19 protein-coding genes are annotated in these 23,224 nt (G+C 68.3%); 18 read left to right on the forward strand and 1 reads right to left on the reverse strand.

All coding sequences use genetic code 11. The features are described 5' to 3' along the window. The first annotated feature begins 78 nt into the window (after positions 1–78). The 18 genes from QTI05_RS06045 to QTI05_RS06130 all read left to right on the forward strand — a co-directional run bounded on the left by QTI05_RS06045 (position 79) and on the right by QTI05_RS06130 (position 20,168). Positions 79–969 carry a LysR family transcriptional regulator gene (locus QTI05_RS06045; protein ID WP_286623403.1) on the forward strand — a complete coding sequence of 297 codons (891 nt, stop codon included), beginning with the start codon at positions 79–81 and terminating at the stop codon, positions 967–969. A 33-nt stretch (positions 970–1,002) separates the two neighbouring features. Further along, positions 1,003–1,947 (forward strand): ATP-binding cassette domain-containing protein, encoded by a 945-nt coding sequence (locus QTI05_RS06050; RefSeq protein ID WP_286657789.1) that lies wholly within the window; start codon positions 1,003–1,005, stop codon positions 1,945–1,947. A 156-nt stretch (positions 1,948–2,103) separates the two neighbouring features. Then, positions 2,104–2,865: an ABC transporter permease gene (locus QTI05_RS06055; protein WP_286623407.1), complete on the forward strand. Its 762-nt coding sequence runs from the start codon at positions 2,104–2,106 to the stop codon at positions 2,863–2,865. 98 nt (positions 2,866–2,963) lie between these two features. Then, on the forward strand, positions 2,964–4,616 hold the full coding sequence (locus QTI05_RS06060) for a Vgb family protein (RefSeq protein ID WP_286623409.1): 1,653 nt from the start codon (positions 2,964–2,966) through the stop codon (positions 4,614–4,616). 50 nt (positions 4,617–4,666) lie between these two features. Then, positions 4,667–5,371 (forward strand): glutathione S-transferase N-terminal domain-containing protein, encoded by a 705-nt coding sequence (locus QTI05_RS06065; protein ID WP_286545371.1) that lies wholly within the window; start codon positions 4,667–4,669, stop codon positions 5,369–5,371. Positions 5,372–5,502: 131 nt separating this feature from the next. Beyond that, complete coding sequence (locus QTI05_RS06070; protein WP_286623411.1) at positions 5,503–7,113, forward strand: acyl-CoA carboxylase subunit beta; 1,611 nt, start codon at positions 5,503–5,505, stop codon at positions 7,111–7,113. Next, the gene (locus tag QTI05_RS06075; RefSeq protein WP_286623412.1) at positions 7,110–9,062 is read left to right on the forward strand and encodes an acetyl/propionyl/methylcrotonyl-CoA carboxylase subunit alpha; all 1,953 of its coding nucleotides are present in this window, start codon (positions 7,110–7,112) and stop codon (positions 9,060–9,062) included. Before QTI05_RS06070 ends, QTI05_RS06075 begins: the two co-directional genes overlap by 4 nt. Continuing rightward, the gene (locus QTI05_RS06080; protein WP_286657790.1) at positions 9,059–9,970 is read left to right on the forward strand and encodes an SDR family oxidoreductase; all 912 of its coding nucleotides are present in this window, start codon (positions 9,059–9,061) and stop codon (positions 9,968–9,970) included. The genes QTI05_RS06075 and QTI05_RS06080 overlap by 4 nt, the downstream gene beginning before the upstream one ends. A gap of 11 nt (positions 9,971–9,981) precedes the next feature. After that, entirely contained in the window at positions 9,982–11,142 is a 1,161-nt protein-coding gene (locus QTI05_RS06085) for an acyl-CoA dehydrogenase family protein (RefSeq protein WP_286623415.1), read from the forward strand. Continuing rightward, positions 11,139–12,314 carry an acyl-CoA dehydrogenase family protein gene (locus QTI05_RS06090; RefSeq protein ID WP_286623417.1) on the forward strand — a complete coding sequence of 392 codons (1,176 nt, stop codon included), beginning with the start codon at positions 11,139–11,141 and terminating at the stop codon, positions 12,312–12,314. Before QTI05_RS06085 ends, QTI05_RS06090 begins: the two co-directional genes overlap by 4 nt. A 37-nt stretch (positions 12,315–12,351) precedes the next feature. Beyond that, positions 12,352–13,410 carry a sugar phosphate isomerase/epimerase family protein gene (locus QTI05_RS06095; protein ID WP_286623418.1) on the forward strand — a complete coding sequence of 353 codons (1,059 nt, stop codon included), beginning with the start codon at positions 12,352–12,354 and terminating at the stop codon, positions 13,408–13,410. After that, positions 13,407–13,808, forward strand: a complete 402-nt coding sequence (locus QTI05_RS06100) for a phage holin family protein (protein ID WP_286623419.1) — start codon at positions 13,407–13,409, stop codon at positions 13,806–13,808. Before QTI05_RS06095 ends, QTI05_RS06100 begins: the two co-directional genes overlap by 4 nt. Before the next feature lie 128 nt (positions 13,809–13,936). After that, the gene (locus QTI05_RS06105) at positions 13,937–14,425 is read left to right on the forward strand and encodes a tripartite tricarboxylate transporter TctB family protein (RefSeq protein WP_286545381.1); all 489 of its coding nucleotides are present in this window, start codon (positions 13,937–13,939) and stop codon (positions 14,423–14,425) included. Between the two features lie 13 nt (positions 14,426–14,438). Next, positions 14,439–15,950 (forward strand): tripartite tricarboxylate transporter permease, encoded by a 1,512-nt coding sequence (locus QTI05_RS06110; RefSeq protein ID WP_286545382.1) that lies wholly within the window; start codon positions 14,439–14,441, stop codon positions 15,948–15,950. 176 nt (positions 15,951–16,126) lie between these two features. Further along, positions 16,127–16,816, forward strand: a complete 690-nt coding sequence (locus QTI05_RS06115; RefSeq protein WP_286545383.1) for a DUF3348 domain-containing protein — start codon at positions 16,127–16,129, stop codon at positions 16,814–16,816. 10 nt (positions 16,817–16,826) lie between these two features. Beyond that, positions 16,827–18,917 carry a DUF802 domain-containing protein gene (locus tag QTI05_RS06120; RefSeq protein WP_286623420.1) on the forward strand — a complete coding sequence of 697 codons (2,091 nt, stop codon included), beginning with the start codon at positions 16,827–16,829 and terminating at the stop codon, positions 18,915–18,917. An 8-nt stretch (positions 18,918–18,925) separates the two neighbouring features. Further along, positions 18,926–19,576, forward strand: coding sequence for an OmpA family protein (locus QTI05_RS06125; RefSeq protein WP_286624624.1), 651 nt, complete (start codon positions 18,926–18,928; stop codon positions 19,574–19,576). Then, entirely contained in the window at positions 19,569–20,168 is a 600-nt protein-coding gene (locus QTI05_RS06130; protein ID WP_286623422.1) for a DUF2894 domain-containing protein, read from the forward strand. Before QTI05_RS06125 ends, QTI05_RS06130 begins: the two co-directional genes overlap by 8 nt. On the opposite strand, the gene QTI05_RS06135 is transcribed toward QTI05_RS06130, so the two are convergent. After that, positions 20,152–23,115 carry an autotransporter family protein gene (locus QTI05_RS06135; protein ID WP_286657791.1) on the reverse strand — a complete coding sequence of 988 codons (2,964 nt, stop codon included), beginning with the start codon at positions 23,113–23,115 and terminating at the stop codon, positions 20,152–20,154. The genes QTI05_RS06130 and QTI05_RS06135 overlap by 17 nt on opposite strands. Between the last annotated feature and the right edge of the window lie 109 nt (positions 23,116–23,224).

Consider the following 23,224-nt stretch of genomic DNA (forward strand, 5'->3'; position numbering starts at 1 on the left):
CCATTCTTCTTTCTTTCGCCCTCTGGAGGAATCATGCAGAACGCACAGGACTGCTGCGATTTCCGGTTTAATCCGCCCATGGATCGCCTCAAAGCCATGCAGACCTTCGTGCAGATCGCCGACCAGGGCAGCCTCACCGGTGCGGCCCGCGCGCTCGACAGCTCCCTGCCCGCCGTGGTGCGCTCGCTCGCCGCGCTCGAGGCGCACCTGGGCGTACGGCTGTTCCACCGCACCACGCGCCGCAATGCGCTGACCGAGGAAGGCCGTCACTATCTGCAGAGCGCGCGCGACGTGCTGGCCGCGGCCGATGCAGCCGATTTCGCGCTCAAGGCCGAATCGCGCGAACTCGCAGGCCAGCTCACCATCACCGCGCCGGTGCTGTTCGGCCACATGTACGTGGCGCCGGCCATCACGCGCTTCATGCAGCGCCACGACAAGGTGCGCTGCACCGTGCTGCTGCACGACCGCAAGGTCGATCTGCTGGAGGAAGGCGTCGACGTGGGCATCCGCATCAGCCCGCTGGACGACTCGTCGATGGTGGCGCAGCAACTGGGCACTATCCGCAGCCTGGTGGTGGCGAGCCCGGACTTTCTGCGCCGCAACGGCGAGCCGCGCCATCCGCGCGACCTGGCGCATGCGCCCTGTGTGCGCGGGCGCGTCGACGGGCCGTCGCAATGGACCTTCCATGAGGGCACCCGGGTGCATACCGTGCCGGTCGACGGCCGCCTCGCCTTCAACCACATCGCGCCCGCCATCGAGGCCTGCGCGGCCGGCATGGGCTATGGCCGCTTCTTCTCGTACCAGGTGCTGCCGCACATTGCACAGGGCCGGCTGCAGATCGTGCTGCCCGACTTCGAATCGCCCTCGCGGCCGGTGAGCGTGATCTACCCGCATGCGCGCCTGATGCCGGCGCGCACCCGCGCCTTCGTCGACTGGATGAAGCAGGAGTTCAGCGGGTTCGCACTGTGAGAGCCGCCGGCCCGCGTGAATGACAATGCCCCGGTGACCTCCCCCTCGCTCTTCCACGCATCGAATCTCAGCAAGCGCTACGGCGACACCACCGTGGTCGACGACCTGTCGTTCGAGATCGTGCCTGGCGAGTGCCTGGGCGTGATCGGCCCGAACGGTGCCGGCAAGACCACCACCATCCGCATGTGCCTCGGCCTGACGATGCCCGATGCGGGCCGGATCGCCTACCGCAACGGCGGCGCGCAGGAGCTCCAGATGCCGCGCGATGCGCTGGCCATCAAGGCGCAGCTCGGCGTGGTGACGCAGTTCGACACGCTCGACCCCGATTTCAGCTGCGCCGAGAACCTCGTGGTGTACGGCCGCTACTTCGGTTTTTCCAAGTCGCAGATCCTGCCGCGGGTGCCGAAGCTGCTGGAGTTCGCCGCGCTCTCGCACAAGGCCGATGCCAAGCCGGGCGAGCTGTCGGGCGGCATGCGGCGCCGGTTGTCGCTGGCGCGCGCGCTGGTGAACGACCCCAAGCTGCTGCTGCTCGACGAACCCACCACCGGCCTCGATCCGCAGGCGCGCCACCTGATGTGGGAGCGCCTGCAGCTGCTGCTGCAACAGGGCAAGTCGATCCTGCTGACCACGCACTTCATGGACGAGGCCGAACGGCTGTGCTCGCGCCTCATCGTGCTCGACCACGGCCGCAAGATCGCCGAAGGCAAGCCGCGCGACCTGATCGCGCAGCACCTCGAACCCGACGTGGTCGAGGTCTACGGCAACGGCGCGCTCGCCCTGGCCGAGCGGCCCGAGCTGAAGGCACTGGCCGCACGCGTCGAAGTGAGCGGCGAGACCGTGTTCTTCTACACGCAGGATGCGCGCGGGCTGCTGCAGGCGTTGACATCGCACCCGGGCCTGCGCACCTTCCACCGCCCGGCCAACCTGGAAGACCTGTTCCTCAAACTCACCGGGAGGCAGATTCGTGAAGACGGCTAGGAATATGGCTCGCCCCCAGTCTGCGCGCACTTCGTGTCGCTTCGCCAACCCCCTTCCGGGGGCAATACCAGCGGCCGGGCAAAGCCCGTTCCGCGGTATTCCCCGAATGAAATGACTTCCACAACACCGTCAATCTGGCGGCCACCATCACTTTCCATGCGCTGGTGGCCGGTGTTCCTGCGCAACCTGCTGGTGTGGCGCAAGCTCGCGATCCCGAGCCTGATCGGCAACATCGCCGAGCCGCTGATCTGGCTCGTGGCCTTCGGCTACGGCATGGGCGCGCTGGTCGGGCAAGTCGAGGTGAGCGGCACCAAGGTGCCCTACATCCTGTTCCTGGCGAGCGGCTCGATCTGCATGAGCGCGATGAACGCGGCGAGTTTCGAGGCGCTGTATTCCGCCTTCTCGCGCATGCATGTGCAGAAGACCTGGGACGGCATCATGAACGCGCCGGTCGGCCTCGACGACGTGGTGCTGGCCGAGATGCTGTGGGCCGCGTTCAAGGCCATCTTCACCGTGACGGCGATCCTGTTCGTGATGCTGGCGCTTGGCATCAGCCACAGTCCGAAACTGGTGGTGGCCTGGGCCGTGCTGGTCGGCTCCGGCATCACGTTTTCGTCGATCGCGCTGATCTTCAACGCGCTGGCCAAGGGCTACGATTTCTTCACCTACTACTTCACGCTCTTCATGACGCCGATGATGTTTTTGAGCGGAGTGTTCTTTCCGCTCGAACAGTTGCCCGGCGTGGTGCGCGCCGTGGCCGCCTGGTTGCCGCTGGCCAACGCGGTGGCCTTGGTGCGGCCGCTGTTCATGGATCAATGGCCGACCGACTGGGTGCGCCACGCGGTGGTGCTGGTGGTGTATGCGGTGGTGGCGTTCTGGGTGGCGCTGGCGCTCACGCGCAAACGGTTCCGGACCTGAGCGCGCCGCACCGGGGCGCGGTGTCCCGCGCGTGACCGTGCCGTGGGCCGGCGCTCTTAGACTGCGCCGGCGACCCCCTCAAAAAGAAGGAGACAGACATGCACGCAATCTTCATCAAGAGCGCCCTGCTCGCAGCCGCCGTCGCGCTCGGCGCCTGCACCACCCTCACCGCGCCCCAGGCGCCCGCCACCCGGCCTGCAGGCTGGGCCGCGCCCGAGGCGCTGGTCGCGCCCTCAGCCTTCAACGGCGTCCACGGGCTGGCGGTCGACCAGAGCGGCCGCCTGCTGGCCGGCTCGGTGGTCGGCAACACGCTGTGGGAAGTCAACCGCCAGAGCGGTGCCGCGCGCGTGCTGGTCGAAGGCCCCGAGGGGCAGGCCGACGACATCGCGGTCGGGCCCAAGGGCGAACTCGCCTGGACCAACTACCTGATGGGCATGCTGCGCTACCGCGAGAACGACAGCGCACCGCTGCGCGTGCTCGCCAAGGATCTGCCCGGCCTCAACTCGGTCGACTTCGACCGCCGCAACGGCAAGCTCTATGCGTCGCAGGTGTTCCTGGGCGATGCACTCTGGGAGATCGACCGCGCGGGCCAGCAGCCGCCGCGCCTGATCAAGAAGGACATGGGCGGCTTCAACGGTTTCGAGGTCGGGCCCGACGGCATGCTCTACGGCCCACTGTGGTTCAAGGGCCAGGTGGTGAAGATCAACCCGGCTGACGGCAACCTCACGGTGATTGCCGACGGCTTCAAGATCCCCGCCGCCGCCAACCTCGACGGCAAGGGCAACCTGTGGGTGGTCGACACGCGCAGCGGCGAGCTGGTGCGGGTCGACCTGGCGACCGGTCGCAAGACCGTGGCGAAGCAGCTCACGCCCTCGATCGACAACCTCGCGATCGCGCCCGACGGAACGATCTACGTGTCGAACATGGCCAACAACCAGATCGACGCCTTCGATCCCCCGACCGGCACGCTGCGCACGCTCACCAGCGGCAAGCTCGCGGTGCCGGCGGGCCTGAAGATCGACGGCAACGACCTCTGGGTGGCCGACATCTTCGGCTTCCGCCAGGTCGATGCGCGCACGGGCGCCGTGCGCGACGTGTTCCGCATGCAGCGCGACCCCGATCTCGACTACCCCTTTTCTGTCGGCCTGTCGGCCACGCGCTTTGCGCTGACCTCGTGGTTCACCGGCACTGTGCAGCTGGTAGACCGGAAGACGCTGAAGACGGTGGAAACGATCCATGGCCTGAAGGCGCCTTTCGACGCGATCCCGATGGCCGACGGCAGCGTGATCTATGCAGAGATCGCCACCGGCAGCATCACGCAGGCGAGCGGCCCCAAGTTCGGCGACAAGCGCGTGATCGCCACCGGCCTGGCTGGCCCGGTGCAGATGGTGCTGGGCCGCGATGGCGCGCTCTACGTGACCGAGGCGGCCGGCAAGCTGCTGCGGATTCCGCTCGATGCGAGTGCACCGCTGCGCGCCATCGCCGAAGGCCTGGCACTGCCGGAGGGCCTGGCGCAGACGCCCTGGGGCAGCTTCGTCGTGGCCGAGAGCGCGGCGAGGCGCCTGGTCGAGATCAACCCCGCCGACGGCAGCCGCCGCACGGTGGCCGAGAACCTGCCGATCGGCCTGCCCGGCGGCCCCGGCATGCCGCCGCCCTACGTGCCGACCGGCGTGGCGGTCGGCAGCGACGGCACCATCTACATGAGCGCCGACCGCAACAACGCGCTGTACCGGATCCGTCCGCAACGCTGACGTGCGGGGCGCCGGGGCAAGGCCATTGCAACCACCGTATAAAGAGGCCCATGACCGACCTCTCCTCCTTCCCCATCACGGCCAAATGGCCCGCGCAACACCCCGATCGCCTGCAGCTCTACTCGTTGCCCACGCCCAATGGCGTGAAGGTGTCGATCCTGCTGGAGGAAACCGGCCTTCCCTACGAACCGCACCTGGTCGACTTCGGCAGCCACGACCAGATGTCGTCGGCCTTCCTGTCGCTCAACCCGAACAACAAGATCCCGGCCATCGTTGATCCGGACGGGCCGGGCGGAAAGCCGCTGGGGCTGTTCGAGTCCGGCGCGATCCTGCTGTACCTGGCCGACAAGACCGGCAAGTTCGTTCCGAAGGATGCCGCAGGCCGCTACGAAACCATCCAGTGGCTCATGTGGCAGATGGGCGGCATCGGCCCGATGTTCGGGCAGCTCGGCTTCTTCAACAAGTTCGCCGGCAAGGACTATGAAGACAAGCGCCCGCGCGATCGCTACGTGGCCGAGTCGAAGCGCCTGCTCGGGGTGCTCGATGGCCGGCTGGTGGGCCGCCAGTGGATCATGGGAGACGAATACACCATCGCCGACATCGCCACCTTTCCATGGGTGCGCAACCTCATCGGTTTCTACGAGGCCGGTGAACTGGTCGGCTTCCAGGACTTTCCGAATGTGGCGCGCGTGCTGGCGGCGTTCGTCGCACGGCCTGCTGTGGCGAAGGGGTTGACGATTCCGGCCCGGGGCTGAGATCGGTTTGGTTTCAGGGCGGGGGACATTCGCGGAAGGGGCCACCCGCCGCCAGCGGCCTACCCCCGATCGGAGCTTGCAGCCAATTGCCGCAAGCCCGAACCCATGACGCGGCCTAGAGTGGCCGGGTCATGCCCGTCATCGAATCCCGGCTGCAGCCGGACAGCGAAGCCTTCCAGTCCCACAGCACGGCGATGCACGCGCTGCTCGGCCAGTTGCGCGCGCACGAGCAGCGCGCGGTCGCGGCTTCGCAAGCCTCGGCGCCGCGCTTTGCCAAGCGCAACCAGTTGCTGCCGCGCGAGCGCGTGGCGCTGCTGCTCGATCCCGGCTCGCCTTTCCTGCCGATCGCCTCGCTCGCCGGCCTCGGCCACGACCAGCCCGACCTGAGCCGCAGCGTGCCCGGCGCGGGCGTGATCGCGGGTATCGGCTTCGTCTCGGGCATCCGCTGCATGGTGAGCGCATCCGACTCCGGCATCGATGCAGGCGCGCTGCAGCCGATGGGGCTCGACAAGCAGTTGCGCGTGCAGGAGCTCGCGCTCGAAAACAAGCTGCCGTATGTGCAGCTGGTCGAGAGCGCCGGGGCCAATCTCATGGCCTACCGCGTGCAGGACTTCGTGCGCGGCGGCAACATCTTTCGCAATCTCGCGCGGCTCTCGGCTGCGGGCCTGCCGGTGATCACCGTCACGCACGGTTCGTCGACCGCGGGCGGCGCCTACCAGACGGGTTTGTCGGACTACATCGTGATGGTGCGTGACCGCACACGTGCCTTCCTGGCCGGGCCACCGCTGCTCAAGGCCGCGACCGGCGAGGTGGCGAGCGAAGAAGCGCTCGGTGGCGCCGTGATGCACACCTCGGTATCGGGCCTGGGCGACTACCTGGCCGAGGACGACCGCGACGCGATCCGCATCGCGCGCGAGATCCTGGCGAACATCGACTGGCCCGCATCGCGTTCCGCGCGCGACTTCAAGCCGCCGCGCCATGCCGCCGAAGAGCTGATGGGCGTGATGCCGGCCGACTGGAAACGCCCGGTCGACATGCGCGAGGTGATCGCGCGGCTGGTGGACGACTCGGACTTCCTGGCCTTCAGCCCCGACTACGGCCCGGCCACCGTGTGCGGCCATGCACGACTCGAAGGCTGGCCGGTCGGCATCATTACCAACAACGGCCCGATCGATGCGGCCGGCGCGACCAAGGCCACGCACTTCATCCAGGCCTGCTGCCAGAGCCGCACGCCGCTGCTCTACCTGCACAACATCACGGGCTACATGGTCGGTGTTGCGCACGAAGAGGGCGGCATCATCAAGCACGGCGCCAAGATGATCCAGGCCGTGACCAACGCGAGCGTGCCGCAGGTCACCCTGCATTGCGGCGCGTCGTTCGGTGCCGGCAACTACGGCATGTGCGGCCGCGGCTTCGCACCGCGCTTCTGCTTTTCGTGGCCCAACGCCGTCACCGCGGTGATGGGCGGCGAGCAGGCTGCGAAGACGATGGCGATCGTGGCCGAGGCCGCGATGGCGCGCCAGGGCGCCGTCGACCAGGGCAAGCTCGACGCGATCCAGCAGAAGATCGTCGAGCGCTTCGAAGGCCAGATGAGCGTGTTCTCCACCAGCGCGCTGCTGCTCGATGACGGCGTGATCGACCCGCGCGACACGCGCGCCGTGCTGGCCGAGGTGTTCGCGATCTGCCGCGAGGCCGATGCGCGCACGCCGCAGGCCATGCAATTTGGTGTCGCACGGCCGTGAAAAGCACGCCTTTCCGCAAGCTGCTCGTCGCCAACCGCGGCGAGATCGCGATGCGCGTGATCCGCAGCGCCCGCGCCATGGGCCTGCGCACGGTCGCCGTGTATTCCAGCGCCGATGCCGATGCCGAACACGTGCGCGCCGCCGACGAGGCCGTGCCGATCGGCGCGGCGCTGCCGGCACAGAGCTACCTGAACATCCCGGCGATCATCGCGGCGGCACAACGCAGCGGTGCCGATGCGGTGCATCCGGGCTACGGCTTCCTGGCCGAGAACCCGGCGTTCGCGACCGCCTGCCGCGCGGCCGGCCTGGTGTTCGTCGGCCCCTCGCCCGACGCGATGCGCGCGATGTCCCACAAGGCCGGCGCCAAGCAGTTGATGCACGCGGCCGGCGTGCCCGTGGTGCCCGGCTACGCGGGCGCCGACCAGAGCGATGCGCGGCTCGCCGCGGAGGCCGATCGCGTCGGCTACCCCTTGATGATCAAGGCCACGGCCGGCGGTGGCGGCCGCGGCATGCGACTGGTGGACGGGCCCGCGCAGTTCACCGGGTTGCTGCGCAGCGCGCGCTCCGAAGCGATGAGCGCATTCGGCGACGATGAGGTGCTGCTGGAGCGCGCCATCGTCGAGCCGCGCCACATCGAGATCCAGGTGCTGGCCGACCGGCACGGCCACGCGATCCACCTCGGCGAGCGCGACTGCTCGGTGCAGCGCCGGCACCAGAAGATCATCGAGGAAGCGCCCTCGCCCGCCGTCTCGCCCGCGCTGCGCGAACGCATGGGGCGCGACGCGGTGGCGGCGACGCTAGCGGTCGGCTACGAAGGCGCAGGCACGCTGGAGTTTCTGCTCGATGGCGCGGGCCACTACTGGTTCATGGAAATGAACACGCGGCTGCAGGTCGAGCACCCGGTGACCGAGGCCGTGACGGGGCTCGACCTGGTCGAGCTGCAACTGCGCATTGCAGCCGGCGAACCCCTGCCGTTGACGCAGGAGCAGGTGCGCATCGAGGGCCATGCGATCGAAGTGCGGCTGTGCGCGGAAGACCCGACGCAGGATTTCATGCCGCAGAGCGGCACGCTGGTGCTGTGGCGTCCCTCGCCCGCGCTGCGCGTGGAGCATGGTTTGCGCAGCGGCGCCATGGTGCCGCCCTTCTACGACTCGATGATCGCCAAGCTGGTTGGCGCCGGCCGCACGCGCGAGGAGGCGCGGCGCCGCCTGCTCGCGGGCCTGGCCGACACGGTCGCGCTGGGGCTGCCGACCAACCAGCAGTTTCTGCAGCGCTGCCTGGCGCATCCGGTGTTCGCCAGCGGCGCAGCCACGACCGCATTCATCGGTGCGGAGGGCGAGACATTGCACGCACCGGACCCCGCGGCGCACATGCAATCGGCCCTGTTGGCCGCCTGGCTGCTGCAGCTCGGCGCGCACTCGCCGCTGGCAAGCCGCCTGCCGACATCGCAGCGCTTTGCGCTCGACGGCCAGTTGCACGGCGCGCAGGTGACGGCACTGGGCAACGCGCGCTGGCGCGTGCACTGCGATGACGCCCCGCCGGCACAGATCGAACTTGTCGCACACAACGGCAACACGGTGCACTATGTGTGCGACGGCCTGCGGGGCCGCGCCGTGTTCGTGCGCGAGGGCCAGCGCCTGCTGCTGCACGCCGATGATGGCGCCCACGAGGCGGTCGACCTGAGCCTCGCGCCCGTGGCGCGCGCCGGCGCCACCGCCAGCGACGGCAGCCTGCGCGCCGCGATGACCGGCCGCGTCGTCGCGCTGCTCGTGGCCGAAGGCGACACCGTCGCGGCCGGGCAACCCCTCGTGACGCTGGAGGCGATGAAGATGGAACATGTGCATGCAGCACCGCGGGCCGGCCGCGTCGCGGCGCTGCATGTGGCGGCCGGTGCACAGGTCGCCGCGCGCCAGTTGCTGGCTGAAATCGGTGAAGGTGTCAAAACATGATGCAACGCTATCGCTCGGTGTTCGCACCCGGCCTGTTCGCCGGCCAGGTGGCCGTGGTCACGGGTGGCGGCTCCGGCATCGGCCGCTGCATCGCCCATGAACTCGCGTCGCTCGGCGCACAGGTGGTGCTGGTCGGGCGCAATCGCGAGAAGCTCGAGCGCACGGCCGGCGAGATCCGCGACGACGGCGGCCAGGCCAGCTTCGAGGTGTGCGACATCCGCGACGAGGCGGCCGTGCGTGCCGCCATTGCCTCGGTTGTCGCGACGCATGGCCGCATCGACGCGCTGGTCAACAACGCTGGCGGCCAGTACATCACGCCCTTGGCCGCGATCTCGGCCAAGGGCTGGGAGGCGGTGATCCACACCAACCTGACCGGCGGCTTCCTGGTGGCGCGCGAGTGCTTCGTGCAGGCGATGCAGTCGGGCGGCGGCGCCATCGTCAACATCGTGGCCGACATGTGGGGCTCGATGCCAGGCATGGGGCACAGCGGCGCCGCACGCGCCGGCATGGTGAGCTTCACCGAAACCGCAGCGCTCGAATGGGCGGCCAGCGGCGTGCGCGTGAACGCGGTGGCGCCGGGCTACATCGCATCGAGCGGCATGGACCATTACCCGCCCGAAGCGGGCGACATGCTGCGCGCCATGCGCCACACCGTGCCGGCCGGGCGCTTCGGCAACGAGGCCGAAACCTCGGCCGCAGTAGTCTTTCTGCTGGGCCCGGGCGCCAGCTTCATCAGCGGCAGCGTGCTGCGCGTGGACGGCGCGCGGCCGCAAGCGCGCATCGGCTGGCCGATGGCCCTGCCCGACGCCGCCGCACAGCAGCGCGCCGCCGTGCGCCCCTGCGACGGCTTCCATCGCGCGGCCACGCCGCGTGTGTTCGCCGAGCGCGAAGACGAACCGAACGATTGACGGAAACGGCCATGCAATACACCCACGAACACCTCGAGATCCAGAAGACGATGCGCCGCTTCATCGACGAGGAGATCAACCCGCATGTCGACGAATGGGAAGCGGCCGAGGCCTTTCCCGCGCACCAGGTGTTCAAGCGCATGGGCGCGCTCGGCCTGCTCGGCCTGAACAAGCCCGAGGCCTACGGCGGCGCCGGGCTCGACTACTCGTATGCGATGGCGCTGGCCGAAGCGGTCGGCCACGTGAACTGCGGCGGCGTGCCCATGGCCATCGGGGTCCAGACCGACATGTGCACCCCGGCGTTGGCGCGCTTCGGCAGCGACGAACTGCGGCGCGAGTTCCTGGCGCCTGCCATCGCGGGCGAGACGGTCGGCTGCATCGGCGTGAGCGAGCCCGGCGCCGGCAGCGACGTGGCCGGCCTCAAGAGCCAAGCGCGCAAGGACGGCGACGACTACCTGATCAGCGGCCAGAAGATGTGGATCACCAACAGCCTGCAGGCCGACTGGATGTGCATGCTGGTCAACACCAGCGACGGGCCCGTGCACCGCAACAAGTCGCTGGTGATGGTGCCGATGGATTCACCCGGCATCGAGAAAGCACAGAAGATCCGCAAGATCGGCATGCATTCGAGTGACACCGGCCTCATCTACTTCGACAACGTGCGCGTGCCGCAGCGTTTTCGCATCGGCGAGGAAGGCCAGGGCTTCGTCTACCAGATGCAGCAGTTCCAGGAAGAGCGCCTCTGGTGCGCCGCGAGTTCGCTCGAGCCGATGGACGCCTGCATCGCCGACACCATCGAATGGGCGCAGCAGCGCAAGCTGTTCGGCGGCACGCTGGCCGACCAGCAATGGGTGCAGTTCAAGCTGGCCGAGCTCAAGACCGAAGTGGAAGCACTGCGCGCCCTCACCTACCGCGCCTGCGAACTGCATGTGCAGGGCACCGACGTGACCGAACTGGCCTCGATGGCCAAGCTCAAGTGCGGCCGCCTCACGCGCGTCGTGGCCGACACCTGCCTGCAGTTCTGGGGCGGCATGGGCTTTACCTGGGAGAACCGCGTGTCGCGCCTGTACCGCGACGGCCGGCTCGGCTCGATCGGCGGCGGCGCCGACGAGGTGATGCTGGGCATCCTGGCCAAGACCATGGGCATTGCGAAGCGGCCACCGCGGCCATGAACGACGCACTGCAGGCCGACCGCACGGCGCTGGCCGACACGGTGCGGCGTTTTGCCGCAGCCGAGATCGCGCCGCATGTGACGGCGTGGGACGAGGCAGGCGAGTTTCCGCGCGCGCTGTACACGCAGGCCGCTGGTCTCGGGCTGCTCGGCCTCGGCTACCCCGAGTCGCTCGGCGGCACGCCGGCGACCCATGCGCTGAAGATGGCAATGACCGTCGCCATCGCGCGCCATGGCGCCAGCGGCGGCGTGCTGGCCAGCCTGTTCTCGCACAACATCGGCTTGCCGTTGGTGCTGCTGCATGCGAGCGAAGCCGTGTGCCACGAGGTGATTCCGCCCGTGCTGCGCGGCGAGAAGATCGCAGCGCTGGCGATCACCGAACCGGGCGGCGGCTCCGACGTGGCGGCGCTGCGCACCACGGCACGGCGTGCCACGGATGCCGAAGGCGACCACTACGTCGTCAACGGCGAGAAGACCTTCATCACCTCCGGCGTGCGCGCCGACTGGATCAGCGTGGCGGTGCGCACCGGTGAATCGCGCGGCGCGGCCGGCATCTCGATGCTGCTGGTGCCGGGCGATGCGGCAGGCCTCTCGCGCACACGCCTTGCCAAGATGGGTTGGCTCTGCTCCGACACCGCCACACTGCACTTCGACAACGTGCGCGTGCCAGCGCGCTACCTGCTCGGCGCCGAAGGCGCGGGTTTCCGCATGATCATGGCCAACTTCAACGGCGAGCGGCTGGCGCTGGCGGCCGGCGCGCTCGGCTTCGCGCAGGCCTGCCTCGACGAGGCGCTGGCCTGGGCGCGTGCGCGCAAGACCTTCGGAGCATCGCTGCTCGACCACCAGGCGATCCGCCACAAGCTGGCCGACATGCAGATGCGCATCGCATCGACCGAAGCGTGGGTCGACGCCGTTGCCGCGCAGGGCGATGCGCTCGAAGCGCAGGGCAGCGCGAACGCGCCCGAATGGGTGGCTGCGATCTGCCTGCTGAAGAACCACGCCACGCAAACCATGCAGTTCTGTGCCGACGCGGCGGTGCAGATCCTCGGCGGCATGGGCTTCATGCGCGGCACCGTTAGCGAGCGCATCTACCGCGAGGTCAAGGTGATGATGATCGGCGGTGGCGCCGAGGAGATCATGAAGGAACTGGCAGCGAAGCAGCTGGGCTGGTAGCCTGCCGGCTGTTGACTCAGCCAAGGACAGACACCGCATGAAGACGATCAAGGGCCCGGCCATCTTTCTGGCCCAGTTCACGGGTGACGCCGCACCGTTCAACTCGCTCGACGCCATCGCCGGCTGGGCGGCCGGCCTCGGCTACAAGGGCGTTCAGATCCCGAGCTGGGATGCCCGCATCTTCGACCTGAAGAAGGCCGCCGAAAGCAAGACCTACTGCGACGAGGTGCAGGGCACGCTGGCCGCGCATGGGCTCTCGATCACCGAACTCTCCACGCACCTGCAGGGCCAGTTGGTGGCGGTGCATCCGGCCTACGACGCGGGCTTCGACGGCTTTGCCGCGGCCGAAGTGCGCAACGATCCGGTCAAACGGCAGCAATGGGCGGTCGAACAATTGCACCTGGCCGCGAAGGCTTCGGCCAACCTGGGCCTGACGGCGCATGCGACCTTCTCGGGCGCACTGGCCTGGCCCTATCTTTACTCCTGGCCACCGCGCCCGCCGGGCCTGATCGAAGAGGCCTTCGACGAGCTCGCACGCCGCTGGCGGCCGATCCTCGACGCCTTCGACGCAGCCGGCGTCGACGTCTGCTACGAGATCCACCCGGGCGAGGACCTTCACGACGGTGTCACCTACGAGATGTTCCTGGAACGCGTCGGCGGCCACAAGCGCGCCTGCCTGCTCTACGACCCGAGCCACTTCGTGCTGCAGCAGCTCGACTACCTGGCCTACATCGACCACTACCACGAGCGCATCAAGATCTTTCATGTGAAGGACGCCGAGTTCAACCCGACCGGCAAGCAGGGCGTGTACGGCGGCTTCCAGACCTGGCTCAACCGCGCCGGGCGCTTCCGCTCGCTCGGTGATGGGCAGGTCGATTTCGGCGCGATCTTCTCGAAGATGGCCGCCTATGACTTTCCGGGCTGGGCCGTGCTGGAGTGGGAGTGCTGCATCAAGCACCCGGAAGACGGTGCGCGCGAAGGCGCCCTGTTCATTGCCGATCACATCATCCGCGTGGCCGACCGCGCTTTCGACGACTTCGCGGGTGGTGGCGCCGACACGGCCGCCAACCGCAAGATGCTGGGAATCGCACCATGATGGCCAACCTCACGCCGTTCCTGCTGCACTGGGCCATCACCGCGGTGTCGCTCTGGATCGCGAGCCTGCTGTTTCGCGGGCTCTCGTTCTCGAGCACCTGGTCGCTCGTGATCTCGGCGCTGTTGCTGGGCCTGGCCAACGCGGTGGTGAAGCCGCTGCTGATCGTGCTGACGCTGCCGCTCACGCTGATCACGTTCGGGCTCTTCCTGCTGGTCATCAACGCGCTGATGATCCTGCTGGTGGCGGCGCTGGTGCGCGGCTTCAAGGTGTCGGGCTTCTGGACGGCGCTGTTCGCGAGCCTGTTCATCTCGATCCTCAGCATCGTGATCGGCGGCTTCTTCGTCGGCGGTCCGCCCGAAACCGAGATCCGGATGCCAAGCAGCGGGCAGTGGCTGTAGCGCTGCGTTTCTGCTATTGAATTGATAGCGCCGAAGCGGCGCTACGCGTTAGTGCGTACGACCTTGGTCAGCCGACAGTCAGGCAGCGGAAACGATGCTCCCCTGACTATTTCGGGGACATCCAAGCCATGCGTATCAAGAGTCAGACCGACTTCTTTTCAGGAGTCATGTTCGCCAGTGTCGGGGGCGCCTTCGCCATCGGCGCCACCACCTACAACGTCGGCGACGGCGCCCGCATGGGGCCCGGCTATTTCCCGCTGATGCTCGGCATCATCCTGGCGGCGCTCGGCGCCATCATCATGTTCCAGGCGCTGACGGTCGAAACCGCCGACGGCGAACCGATCGGCAAATGGGCCTGGAAGCCGCTGTTCTTCGTGATCGCGGCCAACCTGGCATTCGGCGTGCTGCTCGGCGGCCTGCCGAGCATCGGTGTTCCGGCCATGGGGATGATCATCGCGATCTACGCGCTCACCATCATCTCGAGCCTGGCCGGCCAGCATTTCAAGCTGCGCGACGTGCTGGTGCTGTCGACCATCCTGGCAATTGGCAGCTACATCGCGTTCATCTGGGCGCTCAAACTCCAGATCCAGGTCTGGCCCACTTTCATTTCGGGCTGAGGAGACCTGCACCATGGATCTGATTCACAACCTCTCGATCGGTTTCGGTGTCGCGTTCACCTTCACCAACCTGCTGTACTGCCTGGTCGGCTGCATCCTGGGCACGCTGATCGGCGTGCTGCCGGGCATCGGCCCGGTCGCGACCATCGCGATGCTGCTGCCCGCCACCTATGCGCTGCCGCCCGTGTCGGCGCTGATCATGCTGGCCGGCATCTACTACGGCGCGCAGTACGGCGGCTCCACCACCGCCATCCTGGTCAACCTGCCCGGGGAGTCGTCCTCGGTGGTGACCTGCATCGACGGCTACCAGATGGCGCGCCAGGGGCGCGCGGGGCCCGCCCTCGCGGCGGCCGGCCTGGGCTCGTTCTTTGCCGGCTGCGTCGGCACCCTGATCCTGGCTGCGTTCGCGCCGCCGCTGACCGAGCTGGCCTTCAAGTTCGGTCCGGCCGAGTATTTCTCGCTGATGATCCTGGGCCTGATCGGCGCCGTGGTGCTGGCTTCGGGCTCGCTGCTCAAGGCAGTCGCCATGATCGTGCTGGGCCTGCTGCTCGGCATCGTCGGCACTGACGTGAATTCGGGCGTGGCACGCTTCAGCTTCGACGTCCCGGAACTCACCGACGGCATCGGCTTCGTCGTGATTGCGATGGGCGTGTTCGGCTATGGCGAAATCATCGGCAATCTCTCGCAGCCCGACGACGAGCGCGAGGTGTTCACCGCCAACGTCACGGGCCTGTGGCCGACCAAGGACGACTTCAAGCGCATGGCGCCGGCCGTGCTGCGCGGCACCACGCTGGGCTCGGCGCTCGGCATCCTGCCCGGCGGCGGTGCATTGCTGGCGGCTTTCGCGGCCTATGCCCTGGAAAAGAAGATCAAGATGCAGCCAGGCGAAGTGCCGTTCGGCAAGGGCAACATCCGCGGCGTCGCGTCGCCGGAATCGGCCAACAATGCCGGGGCGCAGACCTCGTTCATTCCGCTGCTGACGCTCGGTATTCCGCCCAACGCCGTGATGGCGCTGATGGTGGGTGCCATGACCATCCACAACATCCAGCCCGGCCCGCAGGTGATGACCAGCAACCCGGAGCTGTTCTGGGGCCTGATCGCTTCGATGTGGATCGGCAACGCAATGCTGATCATCCTGAATCTGCCGCTGATCGGCATGTGGATCAAGCTGCTGACGGTGCCCTACAAGTTCCTGTTTCCGGCGATCGTGCTGTTCTGCGCGATTGGCGTGTACTCCACCAACAACAACACCTTCGACATCTGGATGGTCGCGGCCTTCGGCTTCATCGGCTACCTTTTCCTCAAGCTCAAGACCGAGCCGGCGCCGCTGCTGCTGGGCTTCATCCTCGGGCCGATGATGGAAGAGAACCTGCGCCGCGCGCTGCTGCTGTCGCGCGGCACCTGGAGCGTGTTCGTCACGCGGCCGCTCTCGGCCGGCCTGCTGGTGGCCGCCGTGCTGCTGCTGGGCATCGTGCTGCTGCCGTCGATCAAGGCGAAGCGCGAAGAGGCGTTTGTGGAGGACTAGCTCGCCCCCAGGCTGCGCGCACTTCGTGTCGCTTCGCCTACCCCCTGCCGGGGGCGACACCTGCGGCCCGGCGAAGCCGGTTCCGCGGTGTCTCACGAACAGAAAGGCCGCCCTTGGGCGGCTTTTCTCTTGTGGGGTGGGGCGTGTAGACTGCTAGGTTTTTCGCTCTGGGCGGTATGGTGCAAGTGTCACGGCGTACTGGGGTTACCGGTTCGACGCTCGTTCGCTTGCTCGCTCGACTGGCCGACACCGAGGCCCCCGAATCCAAACAAGCGTTCGCTGATCGACTGAGCCAATGGCTTGGCTGGACGGACGCGATTTCGCTGTCCGCGGCGTTGAGCGGCAGTTCGGCGGCGGCGCGATCGGGCGCGGCGGCTGACGCCAGCGCCGAACGAGCCCAGTGCGCGCGCGTGCGCAGCGCGGCGGCGAGCGCCATCGCCGAAGACATGCGCGGCGCCGCCATGGACACGGACACAACCACCGGCTTCTCGCCCTGGCGCCAGCGCTACCTTGCGCGGCAACAGGCGATGGCGACGAGCATCGGCGCGCTGCGCGGCCGTCTGCGGGAGACGCTGGCGGCCCGATCGCCGGCGATGGCCCGGCTGGCCGCGGTGGATGCCGTCATGGAGCAGGTGCTGGGCGCGCACGAGCACCGCCTGCTGGCCACCGTGCCCGCCCTGCTCGAAAAGCATTTCAAGCGCCTGCGCCCGGCCGACCCGGCGCCGGACGCGCCAGACAACCCTGAAGTCCAGCCCAGAGCGTGGCTGGACGTGTTCGGCCAGGACATGCAAAGCGTGTTGCTCGCCGAGCTGGACATCCGATTGCAACCGGTCGAAGGGCTGCTCGAAGCCCTTGCTGCCCGCTAACCAGACTGCCATGACCCGATCTCTTCACTACACCGCCTTCTTCATCGGCCTTGCCGCCATCGGCTGGGTCGGCGCCGGCTACATCGGCTCCAACCCTCTGGCGCTGATGATCACGCTGCTGGTCGGCGCGTTCTACCTGATGGGCGCGCTGGAGCTGCACCGCTTTCACGATGCCACCGCCACCCTGGCGCGCGCCGTGACAGACATGCCCGAGCCGCCGGCGAACCTGGGCCAATGGCTCGACCAGCTGCATCCCTCCTTGCGCAACGCGGTGCGCCTGCGCATCGAGGGTGAGCGCGTCGGCCTGCCCGGCCCGGCCCTGACGCCCTACCTGACCGGCCTGCTGGTGCTGCTGGGCATGCTCGGCACCTTCGTTGGCATGGTGGTCACGCTGAACGGCACCGGCACGGCGCTGGAGAGCGCATCGGATCTGCTGGCCATCCGCTCGTCCCTGGCCGCCCCGGTCAAGGGCCTGGGGCTGGCGTTCGGCACCTCGCTCGCGGGCGTGGCTGCGTCCGCGATGCTCGGCCTGATCTCCGCCCTGTGCCGGCGCGACCGCCTGCAGACCGCGCAGCTGCTCGACACGCGGATCGCGACCACCTTGCGCGTCTTCTCCCTCGCGCATCAGCGCGAGGAGTCCTTCAAGCTGCTGCAGCGACAGGGCGAGGCGATGCCCGTGCTGGTCGATCGGCTGCAGGCCATGATGGCGGCGATGGAACGGCAGAGCCAGGCGCTGAACGAGCGCCTGATCGCCAACCAGGACAGCTTCCACGGCAAGGCCGAGGCCGCGTATGCCGGCCTGGCTTCTTCCGTCGGCCGATCGCTGAAGGACAGCCTGACGGAAAGCGCCCGCGCGGCCGGCGCGACGATCCAGCCGGTTGTCGAGGCCACGATGGCCGGCATCGCGCGCGAGACGGCTTCGTTGCACAAGACCGTCGAGAACAGCGTGCAGCAGCAACTCGACGGACTGTCGACCCGCTTCGAGGCCACCACCACCACCGTGGCGGACATCTGGCAGACCGCGCTCGCCGGGCACCAGCGTGCGAGCGAGGCGCAGTCCAGCCACTTGCGCAGCTCGCTCGACCAGTTCACCGAGACTTTCGAGCAACGCTCGGCATCGCTGGTGGACGGCGTCTCTGCCCGCCTGGAAACCACGGTCGAGCGCGTGTCGGATTCCTGGCGCAGTGCGCTCGCGCAGCATGAGCGCGTGAGCGAGAGCCTGTCGGGTGACACGCAGCGCGCCCTGACGGCGGCAGCGGCGACCTTCGAGCAGCACTCGGCCTCCCTGCTGGGCACCGTGAGCCAGGCGCATGCCGACCTGCAGACCGGAATCGCGTCGCGAGACGAGCAGCGGCTCGCGGCCTGGACCCAGGCGCTCGAGGCGATGGCCGTGTCGCTCCAGCAGGAATGGCAGCAGGCGGGCGTGCGCAGCGAGAGCCAGCAGCAGGAAATCTGCAAGACGCTGGCACAGACCGCCAGCGACATCACCGCCCAGACCGAAGCGCACGCGCGCAGCACCATCGCCGAAATCGCCCAGCTCATGCAGACCGCTTCGGAAGCACCACGTGCCGCGGCCGAAGTGATTGCGGAACTGCGGCAGAAACTTTCCGACAGCATGGTGCACGACAACGCCATGCTGGAGGAGCGCAGCCGCATCCTCGGCACGCTGGAGACACTGCTCAATGCGGTGAACCATGCATCGACCGAGCAGCGCACGGCGATCGACGCGCTGGTCGGCGCATCGGCGGACCTGCTGGACCGGGTCGGCGCGCGCTTCACCGACAGGGTCGATGCCGAAGCCGGCAAGATGGCCGAGGTCACCGCACAGCTCACCGGCAGTGCCGTCGAGGTGGCGAGCATGGGCGAGGCCTTCGGCCTGGCCGTGCAGCTGTTCAGTCAATCGAACGACAAGCTGGGCGCCCAGTTGCAGCGCATCGAAGGCGCACTCGGCAAGTCGATGGTGCGCAGTGACGAACAACTCGCCTACTACGTGGCGCAGGCCAGGGAAGTCGTCGACCTGAGCATGCTGTCGCAAAGGCAGATCGTCGAGGACCTGCAGCGGCTCGCCAGCCAGCAGGCACTCGCGGGCAGCGAAGCGTGATGACCGAGATGACGGAGCACGGCGACGGCGGCATGGAGTCGTCGGTGCCGGTCTGGGCCGTGTTCGGCGACCTGATGTCGGGGCTGCTGGGCGCCTTCGTGCTGATTCTGGTGTGCGTGCTGGGCATGCAGCTGGAACTCGCGACCCGGCTGGAAGCCGAGGTCAAGCAGCGGCAGGTGGAGGCGCAGCGCCTCCAGACGCTCGAGCAGGCCCTCGCGGGACCGCTGGCAGCGGGCCGGGTGACGCTGAACAACGGGCGCATCGGCATCAGCGGCAGCGTGCTGTTTGCCCTCAACTCCGCTGAACTGCAGCCCGAAGGCCGGCAACTGCTGAAGAGCCTGGCCGCACCGCTGGCCGCCTACCTCCAGGCCCGTGACGAGATCCTGATGGTGAGCGGCTTCACCGACGACCGGCAGGTGCGCGGCGGCAACCGCCAGTTCGCCGACAACTGGGAGCTGTCCGCCCAGCGGGCCTTGACGGTAACCCGGGCATTGATCGAGGAAGGCCTGCCCTCGGCCTCGGTCTTTGCCGCGGCCTTCGGCGCGGAGCAGGCAGTGGCCTCGAATGCCGATGCCGACGGCCGTTCGAAGAACCGGCGCGTGGAAATGGCGCCGACGCCGAAACGATCCGACGCAATCCTGAAGAAGCCCCGTGAGTAGCACCGACGCCGGGGCCCTGCTCGACGCCTGGCGCGAGCGTGGCGACCATCACCACGATCCCGTCCGCTTCCGTTTCATCGAGGCGCTCGCCACGCGGGCAGCCGCGCAGCGCGGCGATGCACGACGCATCCTCGACGACAGGCTGGCCCGCCTGCTGGCGGCGTATGGCGAGGAGCTTGGCACAACAGACTCGTGTGCGGACGCCACCGCGAAACTACCAACGCCACCCGATCGCAGCGCGCTCGCGGAGCTGGTCGACCACATCGGCCGGCATGCATCGACCCATGACGTCGAAACGCTGAGCTATTTCAGAAGCACCTGGTCCCGGCTCAGCGCCGAGCGGCGGCTGACGCAATCGCTGGCGAAGCTGCCGGAGAATGCCGGCCCGCTCAACTCGCACCAGCTCGTGCACCGGTCGCTCACGTTGATGCGCGAGCTGTCGCCGGAGTACCTGCACCGGTTCATGGCGTACGTCGACGCCCTGCTGTGGATCGATCAGGCGAATGCAGGCGGCGCCCCGGCGGGTGCGGACGTGCCGCGCGGCGAGAGCCACCGGAAGACGGCGCGCGCCAGATCTACCACCGCACCTTGAGGCCGACGGCGCCCTGCACCGAGGACTTCACGCGGGCATCGCCGCCGGTGCTGAACAGGCGCCCCACTTCACCGTAGACGCTGGCGGCGGGCGTCACGGCGAGCGTGAAGCCGCCGGCCAGTTCGGCCGAGGTGTAGCCGCTGGCGCTGGCGATGCGCGTGCTGGCCGCCGGGCCGATGAACTCGGCAACGTCGGCGCCGCGGCCCGTGCGGTACAGGTTCGCGCGCGCGTAGGGCTGCAGCCGGCCGGCACCGGTCGCGATGTCGCCCTTGATGCGCACGCCCAGGCGGCCGATCCAGCCGCCGTCGGCGTCCTGCCGCACGGTCGCGCCGGTGATCTGCACGTCGTCGAAGCGCGTGCGCTGGTGAATCAGCTGCGCCTGCGGCTCGATGCGCCAGCCCTCGGCCAGCGCAAAGGACTGGCCGACCTCGATCGACGCCGTCAGGCTGCGGGCCTTGCCCGAGGCGCCCGGATTGCTGTCGGGCCGCACGCCGTAGCGATGGCTGCCGGCCTGAACCACGGCATCGGCATAGAGGCCGCTCGCGTCCATCCAGGTCGCATAGCCGCCAAGGTAGCGCGATTGCAGTTCGTTGTGGCCGACCTTGGCGGTGATGCCGCGCGCGTTGCCGCTCACGTCGGCACTGCCGTCCAGGGTGCCGACGTAGACGCCCGCGCGCCAGTTGCCGCTGGCCAGCAGGTCGGTACCGGCCTGCAGGCCGCTGACGTGGCCGCGACTTTGCGCGCGGGCGACGCCGGCCTGGCGGATGTCGAGGCCGCTGTAGACGGCGCGGGCCCAGGCGCGGCGCAGCGCGCTGGTGTCGGCGGCATCGCCGGGTGCAGTCGCGGCCTCGTCGCCGATGCGGCGGTTCAGGTTGCCCAGCATGCCGAGGTCGGCCTGGCGCAGTTGCGCCGGCAGCGCCGCGAAGAGCGGGACTTCGGCACGGTAGGTCGGCACGCTCAGCTGCGGCAGGGTCGGCGTGGCGGGCGTGTCCGCGGTCGGAGTGGGCGTGGCGGGGGTGGTCGGGATGGTCGGGATGGTCGGCGCGACGGTCGTTGCCGAACGCAAGTACCAGTTCTCGCCGGCGCCCTGGGCATCGGCCGCATACAGGCGGTACTCGTAGGCGCCCGCATCGACATGGCCGCCGCTCAGCGCGAAACCGTCCTTGGTGGTCTGCGCAGTGGTGGTGGCGCCGCTGCCCGCGCTCACCACCTCGATGCCGTTGCCGGTCGTCAGGGCCCCCAGGCCGCCGACGTTGTTGATCTGCAGGAGGGTGTTGCCGCTGACCGCACCGCCATTGATGACGATCCGGTCGGTCTGCGAGCCGGAATTTCCCAGCGAAGTATTGAGCCGCACCGTACCGCCCTGGCCGACCCAGTTGCCGTTGACGGTCAAGGTCTTGGGAACAAATGCCGCAGCGGGTGCCTGGAAGTCGATGCGGCCGGCAAGGGTCAGGCCGCTCAGGGAGGAATCGCCGGTCATCGTCCAGCGGCTGGTGCCATCGATGTTCAGGGTCACCGGATCGATGGCGCCCGTCAGGCTCGAGGCGTTCAGCAGACTCAGGCTGACGGCGCTGCCGGCATCCGTCACGATGTCGCCGGTCAGTGTGCTGCGATTGGCGGTCAGCGCAAACGTGCTGCCGTTCGTGACATTCAACAGCTTGCTGCCCGAGGCGGCCGAGGCCGTGCTGTTGTTCAGCACGAGCGCAGAGTTGCCGGTTGCCCCATTGACCTGAATCAGATCGCCCGAGGTGTTGCTGATGGCGAAGCCGTCAAAGCGAGCGTTCTGGTCTGCGCCCGCCAGAAAACCCAGTGCGACGCCGGCTGCGTTGACCGTGCCGCCGCCCGTCGCCGCGAGGGTGGAGTTGCTCCCGGCCAGCAGCGCGCCATAGCTCGTGGCGTCGGTGGTGTTGATCCGAAGCGCGCCGGTCGCCGTGATGGCGCCGCCCAGGTCGGCCAACACGCCGGCAGCGTAGGACTCCGGATTGCCGCTCGGGAAGTCTGCCTGCGTGGCGCCGCTCACGTTGATGAGCGTGCTGCCCGCCAGGTTCACCTGGGAACCGGCGTCCCGCGAAGAGATGCCCTGGCCGTTGACGCCGGTGACGTTGATCGACGTGGCCGAAGACGCGTTCGCATCCACGATACCGCCGGTGACCGCGCGGATCCCGGATCCGTTGATGCTGCTGATGTTGATCGTGGCCGGCCCGCTGTAGACGATGCGGCCCGCGCTGGTGACTTTCAGCGCGGACGACTGCACACCGCTGGTGGTGAGATTCAACGAGCCATTCAATGTGATCGTGGCCGAAGTGGCCGCCGCAATGGCATCCGACCGGTTGTCACCGGCGGTGTTGATGGTTACAGCGCCATTGGCAACCACGGCCGAACTGGTGAGGGCGCGGATCCCTGGAGCAAATGCGGTGCCGCTGCCCATGGTGATGTCGACGGGTCCGTTCAGCGTGATGAGGGTGCCGCTGTCTTCCGTGAGCACGCCATGGTTGCCCGACCCGTTGGACAAGGTGATCGACAGCGGGCCGTTGACGGTGATGGCACCACCAGCGCCCGCACGAAGCCCCCCGTTTCCGGTGGTCGCGCCAGTCCTGCTGATGGTAGCGCCAGCTTGCAGGTTGACTTGCGAGCCCGCACCGGCGGCGGACGCACCGAACACGCTGTTTTGGGCCAGAGGCATCGTCAGGGCGGCAGCCGCGTTGACCACGCCTCCGGTCAACGAAGAGACGGCGCCCCTGCCCGACGCCACGCCGATGCCGGTGTAGCCGCCTGAGGCAGCGCAGGTCGACCCCGCATTGGCCTGGAGTCGGATGCCTGCAACTCCGGGACAGGCTGCCAAGGCGGCATTCGGCAAAAGGCCGGCCGACATGGTCAGGATTGCGATGGAAACGATCTGGCGGGCGTGCGGGTTCGCTGCGGGCTGTGCGGGGAAACGGTAATTCATCGGAGACGCGATGGGCCAGGCTGGGTCTTTGCCCTGCCCTGGGCGTGCGACTCGCCCAAACTTCAATCCCTGAGGTCGCTCGCGATTCCGCTCTACTGCTTCGGATATC

This window comes from Variovorax fucosicus, assembly GCF_030316825.1.
GTDB classification, from domain to species: domain Bacteria; phylum Pseudomonadota; class Gammaproteobacteria; order Burkholderiales; family Burkholderiaceae_C; genus Variovorax; species Variovorax fucosicus.